The 18,931-nt window shown below is 55.9% G+C and carries 18 protein-coding genes; 7 read left to right on the forward strand and 11 right to left on the reverse strand.

All coding sequences use genetic code 11. From position 1 onward, the window contains the following. Positions 1-23: 23 nt before the first annotated feature. The 5 genes from E2H98_RS08040 to E2H98_RS08060 all read right to left on the reverse strand — a co-directional run bounded on the left by E2H98_RS08040 (position 24) and on the right by E2H98_RS08060 (position 6,306). The gene (locus E2H98_RS08040) at positions 24-632 is read right to left on the reverse strand and encodes a helix-turn-helix transcriptional regulator (RefSeq protein ID WP_133588147.1); all 609 of its coding nucleotides are present in this window, start codon (positions 630-632) and stop codon (positions 24-26) included. Then, positions 632-2,026: an HlyD family type I secretion periplasmic adaptor subunit gene (locus tag E2H98_RS08045; protein WP_133588145.1), complete on the reverse strand. Its 1,395-nt coding sequence runs from the start codon at positions 2,024-2,026 to the stop codon at positions 632-634. The genes E2H98_RS08040 and E2H98_RS08045 overlap by 1 nt, the downstream gene beginning before the upstream one ends. Continuing rightward, complete coding sequence (locus tag E2H98_RS08050) at positions 2,023-4,161, reverse strand: type I secretion system permease/ATPase (RefSeq protein ID WP_133588143.1); 2,139 nt, start codon at positions 4,159-4,161, stop codon at positions 2,023-2,025. The genes E2H98_RS08045 and E2H98_RS08050 overlap by 4 nt, the downstream gene beginning before the upstream one ends. Before the next feature lie 32 nt (positions 4,162-4,193). Further along, a complete protein-coding gene (locus E2H98_RS08055; RefSeq protein ID WP_133588141.1) occupies positions 4,194-5,564 on the reverse strand; it encodes a TolC family outer membrane protein in 1,371 nt (456 codons plus the stop codon). 205 nt (positions 5,565-5,769) lie between these two features. Further along, positions 5,770-6,306: a DUF1285 domain-containing protein gene (locus E2H98_RS08060; protein WP_133588139.1), complete on the reverse strand. Its 537-nt coding sequence runs from the start codon at positions 6,304-6,306 to the stop codon at positions 5,770-5,772. Positions 6,307-6,423: 117 nt separating this feature from the next. Between E2H98_RS08060 and E2H98_RS08065 the strand changes: the two genes are divergently transcribed. From E2H98_RS08065 to E2H98_RS08075, 3 genes are all read left to right on the forward strand, one after another. Further along, positions 6,424-7,251 carry an MOSC domain-containing protein gene (locus tag E2H98_RS08065; protein ID WP_133588137.1) on the forward strand — a complete coding sequence of 276 codons (828 nt, stop codon included), beginning with the start codon at positions 6,424-6,426 and terminating at the stop codon, positions 7,249-7,251. A 64-nt stretch (positions 7,252-7,315) separates the two neighbouring features. Next, complete coding sequence (locus E2H98_RS08070; protein WP_133588135.1) at positions 7,316-9,208, forward strand: GGDEF domain-containing protein; 1,893 nt, start codon at positions 7,316-7,318, stop codon at positions 9,206-9,208. 114 nt (positions 9,209-9,322) lie between these two features. Then, positions 9,323-9,835: a DUF2199 domain-containing protein gene (locus E2H98_RS08075; RefSeq protein ID WP_133588133.1), complete on the forward strand. Its 513-nt coding sequence runs from the start codon at positions 9,323-9,325 to the stop codon at positions 9,833-9,835. Positions 9,836-9,869: 34 nt separating this feature from the next. Here the strand turns inward: E2H98_RS08075 and tusA are convergent, their stop codons facing one another. The 3 genes from tusA to E2H98_RS08090 are packed head-to-tail and all read right to left on the reverse strand — an operon-like array spanning position 9,870 to position 11,980. Beyond that, positions 9,870-10,157 (reverse strand): sulfurtransferase TusA, encoded by a 288-nt coding sequence (gene tusA, locus E2H98_RS08080; RefSeq protein WP_408634847.1) that lies wholly within the window; start codon positions 10,155-10,157, stop codon positions 9,870-9,872. 3 nt (positions 10,158-10,160) lie between these two features. After that, positions 10,161-11,363: a radical SAM family heme chaperone HemW gene (gene hemW / locus E2H98_RS08085; protein WP_133588131.1), complete on the reverse strand. Its 1,203-nt coding sequence runs from the start codon at positions 11,361-11,363 to the stop codon at positions 10,161-10,163. An 8-nt stretch (positions 11,364-11,371) separates the two neighbouring features. Next, a complete protein-coding gene (locus tag E2H98_RS08090; RefSeq protein WP_133588129.1) occupies positions 11,372-11,980 on the reverse strand; it encodes an XTP/dITP diphosphatase in 609 nt (202 codons plus the stop codon). A 269-nt stretch (positions 11,981-12,249) separates the two neighbouring features. Between E2H98_RS08090 and elbB the strand changes: the two genes are divergently transcribed. From elbB to E2H98_RS08105, 3 genes are all read left to right on the forward strand, one after another. After that, positions 12,250-12,906 (forward strand): isoprenoid biosynthesis glyoxalase ElbB, encoded by a 657-nt coding sequence (gene elbB / locus E2H98_RS08095; RefSeq protein WP_133588127.1) that lies wholly within the window; start codon positions 12,250-12,252, stop codon positions 12,904-12,906. Next, positions 12,903-13,661: a class I SAM-dependent methyltransferase gene (locus E2H98_RS08100; RefSeq protein ID WP_133588125.1), complete on the forward strand. Its 759-nt coding sequence runs from the start codon at positions 12,903-12,905 to the stop codon at positions 13,659-13,661. The genes elbB and E2H98_RS08100 overlap by 4 nt, the downstream gene beginning before the upstream one ends. Before the next feature lie 161 nt (positions 13,662-13,822). After that, complete coding sequence (locus tag E2H98_RS08105; RefSeq protein WP_133588123.1) at positions 13,823-14,089, forward strand: hypothetical protein; 267 nt, start codon at positions 13,823-13,825, stop codon at positions 14,087-14,089. 149 nt (positions 14,090-14,238) lie between these two features. Here E2H98_RS08105 and E2H98_RS08110 read toward each other — a convergent pair whose 3' ends face one another. From E2H98_RS08110 to E2H98_RS08120, 3 genes are all read right to left on the reverse strand, one after another. After that, entirely contained in the window at positions 14,239-15,573 is a 1,335-nt protein-coding gene (locus tag E2H98_RS08110; protein ID WP_157591298.1) for an IS4 family transposase, read from the reverse strand. 119 nt (positions 15,574-15,692) lie between these two features. Further along, on the reverse strand, positions 15,693-16,505 hold the full coding sequence (locus E2H98_RS08115) for a DUF3050 domain-containing protein (protein WP_232475476.1): 813 nt from the start codon (positions 16,503-16,505) through the stop codon (positions 15,693-15,695). Between the two features lie 384 nt (positions 16,506-16,889). Beyond that, on the reverse strand, positions 16,890-17,903 hold the full coding sequence (locus tag E2H98_RS08120; protein WP_133592797.1) for a zinc-dependent alcohol dehydrogenase family protein: 1,014 nt from the start codon (positions 17,901-17,903) through the stop codon (positions 16,890-16,892). Positions 17,904-18,019: 116 nt separating this feature from the next. Here E2H98_RS08120 and E2H98_RS08125 point away from each other — a divergent pair, with 116 nt between their 5' ends. Next, positions 18,020-18,922 (forward strand): LysR family transcriptional regulator, encoded by a 903-nt coding sequence (locus E2H98_RS08125; protein WP_133592795.1) that lies wholly within the window; start codon positions 18,020-18,022, stop codon positions 18,920-18,922. Positions 18,923-18,931 lie beyond the last annotated feature (9 nt).

The raw sequence follows: 18,931 nt of genomic DNA on the forward strand, positions 1-18,931 counted from the left end.
GTACAGGTGCATGAATTAAGGCATCAGCGCTTTAACTTGGCGACCAGCTGCAGTCGGTCGCGGACTTCCAGCTTGGCGAATATCGAGGTCAGGTGGGCTTTGACGGTGCGCACCGTAATGGCCATGCGATCGGCGATTTCTTTGTTGGCGAGGCCATTGATGACCAGCTGCACGACTTCCTGCTCGCGCTCAGACAATTGTGCCAGTAAGGCCTCATTGGCGCTGGTTTGTGGCCATTGTGGTTTCAGCGCCGTCAGCATTCGGGTCATCAGCTCTCGACCGACCCACATCTCGCCGGCATCCAGCACATCAAGAATCTGTTTCAGCTGTTCGGAAAAGGTGTACAGGTGGCAGTAGCCGACACAGCCGGTTTGCATCGCGGCCATGCCGCGCTCGGCTTCGGGCGTCGGGTCGCCGAACAGCACACGATGCCGGCTGACCAAACGCGCCCAGTCACGACGACCGGCGAAATCGACGATGTCCGGTGCGGCGCCATCGAGAATGACCAGTCCCGATGGCATGTTCAGCAGATGCTCAATCGCGAACACCTGCACAAACTCAAATTCCTTGATCGTCGTTTTCCAACGCTCAACCAAATCGAAATTGCGCACACAACACAGCACTTTCACCATCAGGACTCTCCGAGGGCCTGTTGGGTGGCGCGCAAGATCGGTTTCATCAAATAAGCAAGCACGGTGCGTTTGCCGGTCAACAAATCCACCTCGGCGACCATGCCAGGAATGATCGGTAACCGGGCCGAGCCAAGAAACGCACTATCGGTGCGCACTTTGACGATATAAAACGCGTTGCCTTTTTCATCGACAACGGTGTCGGCACCAATGTTTTCGACGGTGGCATCCAAACCGCCATACACCGCGAAATCGTAAGCAGTGAACTTCACCAATGCTTTCTGGCCAGGACGAATAAACGCGATGTCTTTCGGCAGAATGCGCACTTCCAGCAGCAGATTATCTTCGAGCGGGACGATCTCAACGACCGGTTGAAACGGCTGCACAACACCACCAACCGTATTGACCAACATTTGTTTGACCGTGCCACGCACCGGCGAACGAATTTCCGCGTGCTTGACCCGGTCGGCCAAGCCCTCGCTACCTTCGGTCATCGCACGCAGTTTGGCGCTTACGTCGGTTAATTGCGTGCGCATATCGTTGGCAAAAGTGAGCTGTACTTCAGTAATTTTTTGTTTTGCCTCGTTGATCGCCGCTTCGATGCGCGGGATCTGCGCCTCAGCGGTACCTTTTTCGCCGCGCAGGCGGCTGACCTCGCGCTCCAAGCGCAACAACTCGACGTTGGACACCGCGCCGGTTTGCACCAGCGGTTTGGTGACATTCAATTCCTGCTGCGCCAACTCCAGACTCTCGCGGGCTTGCTGGTAACGCGCTTTCACTTCCATCAGTTCCTGACGGCGCTGAATAAGCTGTTCCTCAGCAATGCCAACAGCGGCAGCTAGACGCCGCTTTTCCGCTTCGAACAGTTCTTTCTCTTGTGCTACCAATTCCGGCAAACGCGTTGCCAGTTTCTCTGGCGCCTGAAACTCGCTGCCATCGGCCAACGCCTGCAGGCGTGCGGCTTTGGCCTGCAAGGCTTCCAATTGCGTCGTGGTTTCCCTTAAAGAAGAAACAAACCGGGTCGGATCAATACGCAACAGCGTTTGATCTTTCTCGACGACAAAACCTTCGCGCACCAGAATTTCTTCGACGACACCACCATCAAAACTTTGCAGCACTTGCACCTGCGAAGACGGAATCACCTTGCCTTCGCCACGCGCCACTTCGTCGATGCGTGCCATCGCCGCCCAGGCGATCAGCGTCAGCAATAAAATGCAGCACATCCAAATCACCGCGCGTAAACCGCGTTCGTCCTGGACCAAAATCTCGGCATCGGCATCTTCGACAAAATTGATGTCGGTAGCCATCTCGCGGTGTTCCTGCCACTCGCGAAAATGCTCCCACTGAAAACGCAACCAGCGACGCGCGCGGGCAAGAAACGATTCGCGCGGGCTCATACTGTCGCCCCCTTGATGCGCCCTTCCTGCAGCGCTTTCAGCACCTCGGCTTTCGGGCCATCGGCAATCAGCTTGCCGTTATCGAGCACGATGATGCGATCAACAAAATCGAGTAGCGTCGTGCGATGGGTGACCAGCAAAACGGTGTGGCCAGGCAACACTTGCGTCAGCTGTTTTTTCAGCCGGTCTTCGCTGATGAAGTCCATATGACTGGTCGGTTCATCAAGCAGCAGAATCGGTGGGTTTTGCAACAGCGCACGGGCAATGGCGATCGATTGTTTTTGTCCGGAGGATAACGACTCACCGCGCTCGCTGACCGGCATCGAAAATCCCGCTGGGTGGCGATTGGCAAAATCGCTGACGCCAGCGCGGAATGCCGCACTAAGAATTTCCGCATCGGTCGCGTGCGGCGCACCGAGCGCAATATTGTCGCGCAGTGTGCCAAACACCAACCCCGGATCTTGCGGCACATAACCAATGGCACGGCGTAGCTCAACCGGATCGAGCTGACGTAGATCAATACCATCGATCAGAATGGCGCCATCGCTCGGTTGATACAACCCGGAAATCAGGCGATGAATCGACGATTTACCGGAACCAATGCGGCCAATGATGCCTACCCGCTCACCAGGGCTAAGGCGAAAGCTGACATCGTTCAAGGCATCTTGTTCGGAGTTTGGGTAGCGCAACGAAACATGACGGAACTCGATACCCCCGTCGAACTTTTCCCGGCTCAAGAACTGCGCATCAGCCGGTCGCTCGATGGGTGTGCTCATCATCTCGTCGAGCGATTTCAGTGACGTTGTCGTGTTCTGCAACTGCGTCAGCAGCGCAGCAATTTGCCCCATCGGCGCGATACAGCGTGACGACAACATCATCGCCGCAATCAAACCGCCCATGGTCATTTCGCCTTCGCTCATCAAATAAATACCGGCAACCAGCACCGCCACCGACGTCAGTTGTTGAAAGCCGGCAACGAATGAATAAGCGCGCTGCGTCAGTTGACGCATGCGACCATTCAAGTGAGCAAGAAAACGAGTGCTCTGTTCCCAACGGGTTTGCACCATGGTGCTGGCGTTGAACGCGCGCATCGTTTCCAAACCGGTCAAGGCTTCGACCAGGATGGCGTTGCGCTGAGCGCCAGCGCGGTAACTCTGTTCAGCCAATTCCGATAACTGGCGATGAGTCCAGTAGGAATGCAAACCAATGACAAGCATCGCCAGCACGACGGGAATGATCAGCGGCCAGCCAATTACGCCGAGCACCAGAATGAAAATCAGACCAAAAGGCAAATCGATAAACGTCGTGACTGAAGCGGTGGCAATAAAATCGCGCACCGATTCAAAAGCGCGCACGTTGTTGGCAAACGAACCCACCGATGCCGGTTTGTTTTCCAGCCGCATGCCGAGAATTTGTTCCATCAACTTCGCTGACAATTTGGTGTCGATGCGTTTGTTGGCGAGCTCCAATACCCAGACCCGCATATTGCGCAGCAAGTAATCAAAACCGAGCACCAGAATAACGCCGAGCGCCAACACCCAGAGCGTTTCAAACGCCAGGTTTGGCACCACGCGATCGTAAACATTCATCGTGAACAGCGGCATTGCCAGCGCCAGAATGTTCAACACAAACGCCAGCAGAAAAATATCGCGATAAAGATGGCGCGAAGTAAAAATCACCGACCAGAACCAGTGCTCGCTTTTTCGCTTCAGCACTTCCGGGGTGCGAGCATCGAACAGGAATTTTGGCCGCAGATAAATGGCGATACCGGCGTATTGCTCGTTCAGCTCCGCTTCGCTGATGCGCACCTGGACATCACCCTGCTCCGGCACGACGATATCGACATAACCATCGTCATGCCAGGCCGTCAACACGCAGGCGCGATTGTTTTTCAAGATCAGCAAGCACGGCAGCAACACCCGGGCAATTCGATGCACCGGCCGACGGACAATGCGGGTATAGAGTCCAGCCCGTTTCGCGGCGCGGCCGACCAACGACGGCGTCAGCAAACCGTTTTGCAAAGGCAAACCGGCCGTCAGGTTCAACGCCGAATGAGCCCGGCCATGATGACGACAGACCCATTGCAGCCCTTGCAGCAATGGGTCCAATTTTGACGGTGGACTTACCTCATTCATCGCTGTTCACCAGCGAGTTACCCCAAGCGTGATCAGCGAGCCTGAACACAGGGGTCCATAAGCGGTGCCGGGAACGGCTTGGTGACTTCCATCGGCATGTTGGCAGCCAAGCCCTGCACTTGCAGTGCTGGCAGCAGACGACCGAATGCCGCGAGTACCCGAGCTTTGGCAATCTGCCAGTCAAACTGGGCATTGACCATGGCGCGGCGAGCCTGGAACAACTCGTTCTCGGTGTCGAGCAGGTCAAGTAGCGAGCGCTGGCCGAGGTCGAATTGCTGGAAATAGGCATCACGCACTTTCGAGGTCGAGGCCTGGTGCTGGGCCAGGTACTCTTTCTGCTCGCTGAGTTTGGCAAAGTCATTGCGCGCTATCGCCACCGTTTGGCCCAGTTCGCGACAGGCTTTGTCACGCAAGTCACGGGCGTAGTTTTCTTCATTGCGGCGCCGCGACACCTGCGCTTCGCTGCTGCCACCGTTGTACAGATTGTAGTTCAGTACCAGCTCGACCACTTCGGTGTCGTAGGTGCCCTGCAGGCCATCAAGGTCGTTGCCCAGATCTTTACGGGCACGCAGTTCGAGCTGCGGGTAACGATGCGATTTGGCGACGGTTACCGCTTTCTTTGCCGCTTCCAGAAACGCCAATGAAGCCTGGATGTTCGGGCTTTGACCGGCCCAGTCAGCCAGCACCGCCTCATCAGGCAAGGCACCAACCAGCTCCGGCACCGGGCCCAGATTCTTGCCGGCACTGGCGCCGACCAGACGCAGAAAGCGCGATTCGACATCATTCAGATTGGCTTTTTCGGTAATCAGATTGGCCTGCGCCAGCGCTAAGCGGCCGGTTGCCTGTTCCAGGTCAACGGCACGGCTGACGCCGGCTTGCGCCCGTTGCTGCAGACGGTCGAACAGGGATTTATGGTTGTCGTAATTGGTTTGGGCCAGGGTTACCAATTCGCGGTAACGCTGGATGTCGAGGAAGGTGCGGGTGGTCGCCAAGGCCAGCTCTTCGGAAATGCCAGCCAGCTCCTGAAAACGACCGCGCTCTACGAATTCGGCGCGCTGATGGTCGCCCTGCACGGCAAAGCCGCGGAAGATCGATTGACGCAGCGTAACCGAATAGCCATCGCGCTCGAAATCGCGCGGAGCCAGATAATCCGGGCGCTCACGGTATTCATCGCCGATTTGTGCGCTCAAGTCGAGTTGCGGCAGATACTGACCAAATGCGGCACGGCTTTCGTCGCTGCTGGCCATCAATTGGTGATAGCGCGATAGCACTTCCGGGTTCTCGGCAACGGCCTTGGCGACCGCCTCGCTGAGTCGCTCAATACCCGGTTCGGCGGCCAGTGCTGATGCCGAAACCCCAGCCAGTAAAAATGCCGCATAGAGCGGCCGTAAACACCCTTTCATGGAAAAAATCCCCTGCCAAAATGAATCACGACCCTGTGCTTGTCGTCCGGCCTTTCCGCTGCCGAACCCGTTTTGTGATGTCGCTCACAGATTGCGGGCGGAACGGCCATCCGGCCGTCCTGTCTCTTGCCCGGGGATGCTGGTGTGCAAACCCCGTACCAACTGGCAGCAGTTTGTTGGCTGCCATCCGTTTATTGGAAATCGTTTACAGCAATCGGAACCACAGCCCACGACTAAACAGGCCGTACTGGTCCTCTTGATCTGGCAGGGTTTCCACCTGCTCGACCAGCCGGTAGTAACAGGGCCGTGACAACAAGCCCCAGAGCCCGTCACGAACATGGGCATAAGGCTTGGTCTCATCCCCCTCGCCGAGCATTTTGATCGGATGCTCGGCATCGAGCTCGAACACCTCGCCGAGTGTCGTCTTCATCTGCACCCGTTGCTCAGGCTGGCCTTCGGCCAGCAAATCGGCATCGGCGATCAGGAACGGCGCGTCTTCGACTTGAATCCGCAGCTTCTCAACTGGCGTCACCAGAAAGTACTCGCCTTCTTCGAAGCGCAAGACGCTGGCGAACAATTTGACCAGCTCCAGGCGCTGAATCGGCGAATCAAGGTAATGCCACTGACCATCGCGATCGATGCGAATATCAATATCGCCACAGTGGCTCGGCGACCAATTTCTACTATCGCGCCCAGCCTGACCGAGGCGGGCCGACAGTGCCTCCAATTTTTCGTTGCTCATCGACGTGCAGATTCACCTGACCGCAAACGGTGGCCATGGTAACGTGCCCGGCGCTTGTTCGCATCAGATTGGGGCAAAACCAATGGAATGTGATCGCAAACCACAGGAGTCGATTCGATGACAGCGCTGCGTGTCGCGGAATTGTTTCTTTACCCGGTGAAAAGTTTCCGGGGTCAGTCAGTCAAGACCGCCATGGTCGAGGCACGTGGATTGCGTGACGACCGGCGCTGGATGCTGGTCGATCAGCACGGCAAGTTCATGAGCCAGCGCACACTGCCGGCACTGGCCCGCTTTTCCGCCAGCATTGAACCGTGTGGCCAGCATCATCGGCTGACCATTGAGCATGTTGACGGTGCCCGGCTGCATATCGACAGCGATACCGCCGGTGAAAGTATCGACGTCACCGTTTGGAGCGATACGGTGCGCGCCCATTTGCCCACACACGCCATCCACGAACAATTGAGCGAACTGCTCGGCCAACCGGCCCGCTTGGTTTACATGCCGGACGAGAGTCTGCGCGCCACCGACCCGACTTACTCGCAGCCAGGCGATATCGTCAGCTTCGCCGATGGCTTTCCGGTGCTGGTGACCACCACAGCCTCGCTGCAGGCGGTCCGGGAACTGACTGGCCAGGACATCGACCGGCGCCAGTTCCGACCCAATATCGTCATCGCCAATGACGAACCCTGGCAGGAAGAACAATGGTCACAGCTGCAGATCGGCGAGCTGGAACTGGACCTCGTCAAACCCTGCACCCGCTGCGTGATGACGACGTTGAATCCGGATACCGGTGAACAAGACGCCAACCGTCAGCCACTGAAAGCACTGGCCGGCAACAAACGTGGTCACCAAGGCGTGGTGTTCGGCATGAATGCCATTGCCCGCCGTCTTGGTTCCCTGAAAATTGATGATGCGGTGCAGCCAAAATTCCCCGACCAGCGGTGATGACGAATTGACCAATTGCGACTAGGCTTAGCCGCTTGAGTAAACCCCGGACACGATAATAAAAGTGAAGAACTGGTTCGCCCTGGCGCTATTGCTGTGCGCCGGCGTCGCTGCCGCGCTGCCACGCGAAACGGAACAGCGTCTGCAGCAATTGCTGGTCGATAATCCGGCCGAGCTGCTGGCGCAATTACCCAAACCGGAACAGCGGCTAACCCGGCTGGAGCTGGCCGAGTACGGCCTGTTTGAGTCAGAAGCGATGCAACTGCTGGCCCGCGGCGAGGAAGGCTATCAGGCGGCCACCCGCAGCCTGCAACACCTGCAGGACCGCCGCTCTCCATTGGCAGTGCGCTTGATGCTCAGCCAAACCCTGAACCTTGATCACCTCGGTCGTCAGGAGCACGCGTTCAAAATTCTCGACGAACTGCAAAACGACCCATCAGTATTGCGCAGCGAGGCCCTGCGCCGGGAATACCGCTTTGCGCGCGCCGTGCTGCTGACCAGCATCGATCGCAGCGCTGATGCGCTTGAATTGTTGCTGCCATTGCAGGAGCAGTCGAACAGCGACTCGATGCGACCGAGCAGCAGCGATATTGCCAACGCCATCGGCAATGCCTACGCCAATTCCGGCAATTTGAACAACGCGCTGCGCTACTACCTTGATGCCCATACCTTGGCGCAAAGCGAACAAGCGCGAATGCTGCAAAACATCGCCGCCTATAACCTCGGCATCACCTACTGGGATATGCGCGATCCGCGTTTGGCCAAACGGTTCTTCGAAGAATCACTGGAATTGTCGCTGATGTTGGACGATCAACAGGGCATCGCCTACCTGCAACAAGTCTTGGCCGAAGTTGCCATTAGCGAACAACAGTTTGTCGAAGCAAAACAATACCTGGTTGCCGCCGCCGAAGGATTCCAGCGCAGCCAGAATCCGTTCATGGCCAATCGCGTCATCGTCACCCGGGCCGAATTGGCGATGGCACAGCAGCAGTTTGCGCAAGCCCATCAGTTGCTTGATCAAGCCGAAGCGGAAGCGGACAAGCTGAACAAACCGCGACTGCTGGAGGACGTGTACCTGCTGCGCGCTGAAGTGTTCGCCGAACAAGGTCAGTTCGAACAGGCGCTGCAATCCCATCAGCAGTATCACCGCTCAGTCATGGGCGCATTGAGCACGGATCAACGCTTGCGTACCGACGAGCTGCGCATCAAATTCGAAACCGAACGCAAAGATCGGGAAAACCACATCCTGCAACAACAAACCGAACTGCAGCAGGCGCTGTTGACCAAGCAGCGACAAACAATGGCGCTGGTATTGACGGTGACCCTGCTGCTGATGACCTGGGTGGCATTTCTGATTTATCACGCCCACAAGAACAAAAAACTACGCCAGCACCTGGATCAATTGGCCTACACCGATGAGCTGACCGGCATGGCCAATCGCCGTCATATTCTTGATCTGCTGCATAAAGAGCGCGAGCGCGTGCACCGCTACCATCGCCCGAGCGCGATTGCGTTGATCGACATTGATCATTTCAAGCTGATCAACGACGTGCATGGTCACGTTCAAGGCGACGCTGTGTTGAAACATTTCACCGGCCTGTGCGCCAACGTGCTGCGCAGTACCGACACCATCGGTCGTTTTGGTGGCGAGGAATTTTTGCTGATCCTGCCGGAAACCACCTTGCATGACGCGCAAGTACTGCTCGAGCGCTTACGCCAAACCGTACAGCACCATCAGTTTCCAGATTTACCGGCAGATTTCCAGGTGACCATCTCCATTGGCGTCACGGCGCTGGACCTGCTCGATATCACACCGGAAGAAAGTCTGAAGCGCGCCGACGATGCCGTGTACGAAGCGAAACGTAACGGCCGTAACCGTATTATCGTGCAAAGCCGGGAACAGGCGCTACTGCGTATTGAACAGGAAAGGGAAAAACGCAGCTTCGAGTTATTGTGAAGGCAACGTCGTCCTCTGTGGCGAATCGTTTTCTGAATTGGTTTTTACCGCTGAATCCTTTCGAGGTTTTAAGCTCCTTGCTTCAGTCACTGATCAATAAAGGAGAAAGTCGTTATGGATGAGATCGAAGGTGACCGTGGCTTTTATTGCGAGTCCTGTGGTGAGCGGCATGAAGGGTTAACCAAAGATTTTGGCTTTCAACTTCCAGACGAGGTCTGGAATCTATCGTGTTTGGAGGACTACCTACGCAGCAGACACAACAAGGACTTCTGCACGCTGGATGAAAATCGATTTTTCATCAGAGGTATTTTGCAAATCCCATTCACGTATGAAGATGATAGCTTTGGCTGGGGGCTATGGGTTGAAATTTCTAGGGAAGACCATCAGATTGCCATCGCAACCTGGGAAACGGGCGCTGATGAAATCCCGGAATTCGAAGGACGTATAGCGAATGAAATCGCCATTTTCGGCGACATTCTCGGCCAGACAGTTCACGTGAAACTATTCGACGAGCATCGGCCACTGTTGAGTTTTCCAACGGAATCTGGCCATTTGCTGGCGAAAGAGCAACGGGATGGCATTAGCTTGGAACGCCATCACGAATACATAAAAGTTAAAGCATCCTAGCCAGTCCTGTTCGAATGAATTCGAACCTACCTTTTTACCCCAAGCCTTTTTTCAACAAATACAAATACGGCAAGGCATCGGTGCGCGACGCACACAAGCGATGCTCCATGAATGTACAGAACTTCGGCACATCGCGGGTCGTTGCCGGGTCATCGGCAATCAACAGCAGCGTTTCATTATCGGCCATCGCGCGCATTTTCATCCGTAGCATCATGACCGGCTCCGGGCAGCGCAAACCAAGCGCATCGTAAATATGCTGCGGTGACTGGAACGCCTCGGGTAAAGTCGCCAGCCATTCGGTGTTGATGGTTACCTCACTCACTATTTAACCTGCCTGAATCGGAATGATATTGCGGACACCGTGTTGCTTCAGTGAGTCCGGTAAAAATTTCTGCAGCACGCTGTTCAAATAACGCATGCCAAGCTCGGTGGGCGCCAAGGTGTCGGCGTCATCATGCAACAACTGTTGTTGTCGCAGCTCGCGGATCAGCGGCTGCAATGGCTCAAGACGCAAACCGGTACGCTGTGGATAAAATGCCGCCGGCACACCGTCCACCAAACGCAGGGCGTTCATGAAAAATTCAAATGGCATATCCTCGGCGCCTATCGGTTCTTCGCCGGCAACAAATCCTTCGCCTTTCAAATAGGCTTTTGGATGACGATGCTTGTGGGTACGATAAACTTTTTGTGCCTGCATATCGGTGATCTTGCCGTGGGCACCGGCGCCAATGCCGAGATAATCACCAAACTGCCAGTAATTCAGATTGTGCTGCGAACGCCGCGCCGCGCTGGCATAAGCCGACACTTCGTAGCGCGGAAAACCATGCGCATGCAAGAACTGATGGCCTTGTTCCTGAATATCGGCGAGCACATCGTCTTCCGGTAATACTGGCGGATCAAAAGCAAAACGGGTATTCGGCTCAATGGTCAACTGATACCAACTGATATGGGTCGGTTGCATCGCTACCGCGATCTCCAAATCGCGCATCGCCTGTGCCACCGTTTGTCCCGGCAAGCCGTGCATCAAGTCGATATTGAAGTTATCAAAACCGGCGGCTCTCGCCCATTCAATCGCGCGCCTGGCTTCGACTTCGCCATGAATGCGGCCGAGCGCCTGCAATTGCACTTCGGCAAAACTCTGTACGCCAATTGACAAGCGATTGACACCGGCTTCGCGAAAACCTTTGAATTTTTGCGCTTCGGCCGTGCCGGGATTGGCCTCCATAGTGATTTCGATATCGCCCATGAATGGCAACAACGCCCGAATACCAGACAGCAGGCGATCGATACCTTCTGCCGAGAACAGCGACGGCGTACCACCACCGATAAAAATACTTTGCAGGCGTCGGCCCCAGACCCGCGGTAAATCCTGTTGCAAATCGAGCAGCAGTGCGTCGAGGTATTGCGCTTCCGGAATGTCATTTTTCGCTTCGTGCGAATTGAAATCGCAGTACGGGCATTTACGTACACACCAGGGAATGTGCACGTACAGGCTTAATGGCAGTGGTGAATCAAATTGTTGATACATGATGTCGTTCAGCGGGTAATCGGTAATTTTTCCGGCAGCCGGCGCAATAGCTCGCGCAAGGCCTGGCCACGATGACTGAGTGCGGCTTTTTCTTCTTTATTCAATTCTGCCGAGGCACAACCGCGTTCCGGCACAAAAAATAATGGGTCGTAACCAAAACCATTTTGCCCTTGCGGTTCGCGCAGGATGCGACCGCGCCAATAACCTTCGGCGATCAGCGGCGTGGCGTCATCGGCATGACGCACCAGCGCCAGGACGCAACAGAAACGGGCGCCGCGTTTGCTGTCTTCAACCGCGTTCATTTCTGCCAGCAGTTTGTCGTTATTAGCTTTGTCGTTTGATGGTTCACCGGCGTAACGCGCTGAGTAGATCCCCGGTGCGCCATTCAGTGCATCGACTTCCAAACCGGAATCATCGGCCAGTGCCGGCAGCCCGGTCAGCTTCGCGGCATGGCGCGCTTTCAGAATCGCGTTCTCGACAAAACTCAAACCGGTTTCCTCGACATCCGGTATCCGGAATGCCGTTTGCGGCAGCACTTCAATACCGATCGGTGCCAGCATAGCCGACAATTCGCGGATCTTGCCGGCATTGCCGGAAGCGAGAACCAGTTGTTGCATAGGATTTCCGTCGCGATGAGAGAAGGTATCGGCGCGTGCGTGCCGGTTGAATTCAATGCGTGCCCGAACCGTTGAAAAACGTAGCGAGCGATGGCAGGTGAGGTGTCGCTGGCGCGCAAAAAGCGGAGTTTATATGGCAATAAATGAGCATTTTGGGCACCACCGACGCCTCAGATGCCGAGCGCAGTAGTTTTTCAGCGGTTCGGCGGAAATTATAGAGGAATCGCCGTATCATGTTCTTTCAATCTACTGAACAAAGGAGTGCAGCGATGAAAGTAGCAGTGGTGTTATCCGGCTGCGGCGTCTTTGACGGCGCCGAAATTCACGAAAGCGTGCTGACCCTGCTGGCGCTGTCGCGCGCCGGCGTCGAGGTGCAGTGCATGGCGCCGAACGTCGCGCAGAAACAGGTGATCAACCACCTGACGGGTGAAGAAGCCAAGGGCGAGGGCCGCAATGTGCTGGTCGAAGCGGCGCGCATTGCTCGCGGCAATATCATCGATATCGCCAAAGCCAACCCAAAAGACTACGCTGCGGTGTTTTTCCCCGGTGGCTTTGGCGCCGCCAAGAATCTCTGTGATTTTGCCTTCAAAGGCAGCGACTGCACGGTGCAACCAGATGTGCTGCGCTTTGCCCAGGGCATGGCCGAGCTGAAAAAACCGGCCTGTTATATCTGCATCGCGCCGGCGATGATTCCGCGCATCTACGGTAAAGGGGCGGAATTGACCATTGGCACCGATGCCGGCACCGCCGACAAAATTGGCGCCATGGGCGGCCAACATCGCCAATGCCCAGTCACTGAATTTGTCGTCGATAAAGCCCGCAATATCGTCAGCACACCGGCTTACATGTTGGCCAACAATATTGGAGAAGCCGCGACCGGCATCGAAAAAGCGGTCAAAGCAACGTTGGAGTTGGTACACGCTTGAGCGCCACGGGTTGTACGCTCGGCATCATCGGCGCGCCGGGTTTTGAACGCGAAGCCGAGATACTGTCGGCCTTGCTGGCGATTCCGCTCGGTGAGGCCGACGCGACCTTGTATGTCGAGGCGACTTGGTGGCTGCAACTGAGGCAGGGCGACGAGACGCTGAAACTCAGCGCCGATTTCGCCCATGGCCAACTCGATTGGCGGCGCAAGCACAGCAGCGGCAAAGCGGAGCCGGTCGTCAAAGCGGTGTGGGGCCGGGCCAATACGCCGCCCTCGGTTTTTGATGCCACCGGCGGTCTTGCCCGCGACAGCTTTCTGCTGGCAGCCAGTGGCTGTCAGGTGCAGGCAATGGAGCAGCACCCATTGATCGCCGCGTTGATCGATAAGGCCTTGCAAGATGCAGCGCTCAGCGACGACCCGGCTCTGCAATCGGTGCTGCAGCACTTGCACTATGGCCACGGCAACAGCGCCGAATTTCTGCCATTGCAATCACCAGGATTTGTCGACGTTATTTATCTCGACCCGATGTTTCCACCGCGCCCTAGCGCCGCCAAAGTCAAAAAAGACATGCAGGTGTTGCAGGCACTGACCGAAACGGGTCTTGGCGATGAGTTGTTGCCTTTGGCACGCGCCAAAGCCGGCCAGAAAGTGATCGTCAAACGTCCTAGCTACGCGCCGCCATTGGCCAACAGCAAACCGAGCGCGCAGTTGCCGGCGGGTTTGAATCGCTTCGATATTTATCCCACTCAGCGCTAATCACTGTCGCTATCATTTTTGTTCTGTACGTACGTGCGTTGCCAATTTTTTGCGCCGTACATTTATCAATAGCATTGTTGTTATCAATCGAACGCATACCTCCTTAGCCGACTCGAATCAGCGTCTAAACTTATTTGCGTGCGCCAGCAAAGGAGATGACGATGAATTACGAAAAAGCCTTGCAAAACCCGACCAGTGTTTTTTTAAAGCCGGAACATGTGTTGACCCAGAAAGAGCTATCACGCGATCAGAAAATCAAGATTTTGCGTCGCTGGGAATACGATGCCCGTGAATTGGAAGTTGCCGAAGAAGAAAACATGGGCGGCGGCCCACCGGATATGCTGCAGCATGTTCGCAACGCATTGAATCAGTTGAATGCCGGTGGCGATTTGGAGCATGTACCGCCGACCAAGCAGGGTGGCGAATAATACACCACGGCAATCAAACAAAAAGGCTTCACCACCCCCTAGCCCCCTCCTCGATCAGCTGTCTCTTGATCACATCTTCGGTCCAGAGACAGCTGCGATATCGAGCGAGCGGAGTAAGTTAAATCCCTGAACACGCTCATCGAGTCGAGTCAGGCCAAGGTGTATCGTCGCCCAACTGGCGCGACCGGTGCGTTTGCTGTCATAAAAACCGCCGAGTTTAGCGATGTACTGGTAAGCCCAATGCAGTGTGGGTGTTTGTCTCGGCAATGGTTTGGCGGATGGCTGGTTGCCCATAACACTTTCCATTCGACTTCGCTCAATACCTGGGTGCAGGGCAACTCAGCAATGGTCGTGTTGTCCAACACCTCACGCAATTGCAACAGCCGGACGGCAACGAAGCCCAAGATGACCGCCATGCGTTGCAGGTTGTCGGCGCTTTGCTGGCGTTGCTGCTCAACGCCACAACCGCTTTTCCAGGCTTTATGGAAGTCCTCGATGCGCCAGCGTCGACGATAATGGTGCAAGATCTCCTGTATCTTTTGTTCATCCGCTATCGACTCACTGGTCAGCAGTACCCAGTTCAAAGCATCTTTTGATGCGCTTTCCTCGCAGGCCCAGACGACGTTGACACGCAATGATTCACGGTGGTCGGTATCGGTTTTCGGTGGCGCCAATTCGACTTGAACGGCGCGTAAACTCAGCGTCGCTTGACACGCCGGTCGGCCACCGCGTTGCGACACCTCGACTCGACTTTCGCCATATTTGGGGGCGTCGCTTAACGCTTCGGACAGGCGTTCATCCGACTCCGATAGTCGCCGGTCCTGGGCGGCGCGTACGATGAAGCGCTCGCCGTGTTGCACCTTGTCGAGCAAGTATTCATAGATGTCACTTTCCCGATCGCTGACGGCAATAACATCGACCATTTTATCCGCCAACCGTTGCCGCATCAGCTCGGCATGGTGTTGCCATTTGTAGCTTTCTTTTTCGGCATAACAGCGCTGCTTGCGCTGATGTCTTTGGCCGCGTTCGGCTTCATCCCGGCACCAAAAGGTTTGCGCGATCAAGCCTTCAGTCGTGCCACGCTCGGCATCGACCAACAAGGTGCTATGCACCAGATAGCCGCGCGTGCTGACATCGGGACGCGGGCCGATATCACCAAGCGATTCACGAACGCTATGGGTGTAGGACAGACTCGTGGTGTCATCGATGGCCAACAGGCATTGGCAACTGGCTACCCGCTGCGCGGTTACTTCAAATCCGGCTTCCATGATCGCTTCTGCATTGACGGAGGGATTGCGGATCAGACGATACGCAGCTTCCTTGGCGGCTTCAAATCCGCGTGTCGCTGCGCACAAGTTGCCACCACCGTTCTGGGCCAGCGCCGTCGCCACTTGCACCAAGCGCCGGCTGCGCCGTTTGTCACCCAGCTGACAATGACCGAATTGCTGTTCGGCCCACTGTGCTGCATCCATTTCATTCGGCATTGTCGATCTCCATCGCCTAAGTGATGGAGATCGGATCGTCTATTTTCTCTAAAGTTCTGTTCTTCCAACAAAAAATGTGTAGAAGAGACAGCTCGATCAGGAGGGGGAACGGGTAATCGCTAACGCTTATCCAAATCCAGCGCCAGCGCATCCCAGAGTTTTACTCGTGCGGCCACGGCCGTGCGAGCTGCTTTCAACAACTCCATTCGTCGCGCCATATCATCCTGCAATAACTCATCGATCAACGCTTCGGCAGCCGGACCATGCGCGTCGCCGTCGAGCTCGATATGGCGTTTCAGGTAGTACACAAACGTCGGTGCCGATGCCGGATCGACGGTCCAGTTCTCCAGCAAGGTCGTGAACATATTCGGGATAACGTTTTCGCGGCCAAAGAAAAAGCCGCCAAGCACTTCGTGGGTCTGGCCATACAGTGAAAGTGAAATCGTTGATTCGACAAATTCAGCCACGGCCTCCGGCATACCGACACGCTTTACCGCTGCCGTTACAGAAACGTGATTGCAGATATGGTGCAGGAAGGGCATCACTTCGCTGTTATGAATGCCGACTTCACGCATCGCTTCCAGATACAACTCAAAATGACTGGCGTAACCGCCATTTGGCGCTTCGTCAGATTCTTCACCGAGCACAATCTCGTTGATCAGGCGCGCCGCTTTCGGATTGGCTGGCGGCATCCACGGCAGCTGGCTACCAGTCAAATCGCGCTGCAGGCGTTTGACCAGCGACATGAAATCCCAGACAGCGAAAACATGCCAACGCATGAATGTGCGTAAGTCATCCATGTCGCGCACCTTGCCGAATACCGGATGATTTTTCAGTTTATCCATCTCAGCGCGCAGCGCGTCCATCTCGACGACAAGGGCGGTAACGGGATTGCTGGAACGCAGCGAGACTACGGAAGCTTGCGACATCATGACACCTCGACGAAGGGAAACAGGAGCAATTTTTCGCATTGATCCAGACGCATCAGTGCGAAACCTGTATCCACAGTAGTTCGAGGGTTTTAGTAAATTTGCGGGCCAGTTCGCAAAGCTACAGTTACCGACAATCCGCTACAGTTCGATACGTTGCCGGATGACCATTTTGTTGCAACACGCAAATAAATTGTCAAGCAATTGAATTGCTGGAGAATATTTTCGTTTTGCCAGAAGCGGCATCAACATTGTCGGTAGAGACGATAGCCAAGTTTGCGCAGCGCGCGGGCGAAAATCGCACAGAAAAATACGACAGCGATGGCTCATGCTCGCTGTCGCCGTTTTGGCATCAAGGCCAATTGCAGTGAAAAGCATTACCCGTCATCACGCCGCCATATCGATAACGGTTTTGCCGACCGCACTGCCGCTACCAACATGTTCCCAAGCATTGCGATATTCATGAAAAGCAAAAGTCCTGTCGATCACCGGACGAATCTGCTGCGCACTGATGGCGCGATTCATCATTTGAAAATGTTCGCGGCTGCCAACACTCTGGCCCAGTAAACGGGCACGTTTGACCAGCATCGGCAGGGTCAGATCCGGCGCGGCATCGAAACCGCCAAGAAAACCCACCATGGCGATGGCACCACCACCGCGCAGCGCCGCCAGCGATTGCGCCAGCGTGACGTTGCCGCCGACATCGACAACACCATCGACACCGCGATCATCGGCTGACTGATAAACCTGTTTGCCCCACTCCGGTCGATCACGAGTCAGCAGCACCTCATGGGCACCGAGTTCACGTAATATCGCCATTTTGTTTTCACTGGTGGTCGTAGCAATCACCTGCAAGCCTTGGGCACGGGCGAATTGCAAGGCGAATAACGAGACGCTGCCGCTACCCTGAACCAACAGCCAGGCACCGGTCGGCAAGGCCAGATCCTGCAAAGCATTCCAGGCCGTCAGCGCCGCCACCGGTAAGGTAGCCGCCTCCCGGTCCGATAAGTGCTCCGGAGTTTTCACCAGCGCCGTTTCCGGTAGCACCCGGAACTCCTGCAACAAACCGTCTAGCGGCCCGCCGAGTTTGCTCTGGTGATAACGCTCATCAAAGCGGCCGTTCTGCCAAGCCGTCGTGTAATGACCGATGACCCGATCACCCGGTCGCCATTCGCGCACCTGCGGTCCGGCCGCCACGACCACGCCGGCGCCGTCGGACAGCGGCACGAACGGCAACGGTAGATGAGTTTGGTAGCGACCGGTGGCCAGCGCAAAATCACGGTAATTGAGACTGGTGGCACGTAAATGCACCAGTACCTCATTGCCTTTCGGTTCGGGAATCGGCTGGGTGATGGCCCGCAGCAGATCAAGCCTGTGGCCAAACAATTGCACCGCTTTCATCGCTTGTCTCCTGTTTCAAACTGGAGTTTCAGACTACTCTTGCGGTAATCATCGAAATAGCGGTAAACAAGCAATTCATTTTTGCGTAATAAAGCGATATAGCGAGCGCACCCCTGATGAAAACCTCCGACCGCTACAGTGAAATTCAGGCCTTTGTGTTCGCCATTCAGCGTCAGGGCATAGGCCAGGCAGCCGCCGCACTGAATGTTGCCGCCTCGGTGATCAGCCGACGTCTGAGCGCGCTGGAAAAGCGCCTTGGCACCCGGTTGGTCGAACGCAGCACCAGAACGCTGCGACTGACCGAAGCAGGCAGCTTCTATTACCAGCGCATGCAGGATTGGTTGGCCGATGTCGACGATGCCGACGCCCGTCTGGCGGACTGGCAACAGCGAGTGACCGGTAATTTGCGAATGGCGTTACCGAATGTGCTGGGTCGCTTGCACATTGCGCCACTGCTGCCGACGCTGCTGGAACGCTACCCGGAGTTGCGTCTGGAGCTGATCTTTTCTGATCGGGTGGAAGACTTGCTGGCCGGCGGTTTTGATCTGGCGATACGCACGGGTCAACTGCACGACTCGCGCCTGGTCGCCCGCAAACTTGCCGACAGTCATCGGCTGTTGGTCGCGTCACCCGATTACCTGCAGAAGCACGGCACGCCGACTCACCCTGCTGAACTCGGTGACCATGTTTGCCTGCCGTTTGCCGTGCGCGATCAGCTGCCGCAATGGCAATTCCAACGCGGTAACGAACAGCTACAGGTAACGATTGACGGTCGCCTGCAAGCAAACCAAGGCGAAGCGCTGCTGAGCGCGGCACTGGCCGGTTTTGGTATTACCCAGTTGGCACGCTACCTGATTAATCCGGCATTGGAGCGAGGCGAATTGGTGGCGCTGTTGCCGGATTGGCGGGTGCCGGCCACCGGCATCTACGCGGTATGGCCGAGCGCCCGGTTCACGCCATTGAAAGTGCGGGTCGTGCTGGAATTTTTTGTCGATTACTTTCGTCAACAAGCGTTTTGACCGCACCGC

This window comes from Permianibacter aggregans, from assembly GCF_009756665.1.
Taxonomy (GTDB): domain Bacteria; phylum Pseudomonadota; class Gammaproteobacteria; order Enterobacterales; family Permianibacteraceae; genus Permianibacter; species Permianibacter aggregans.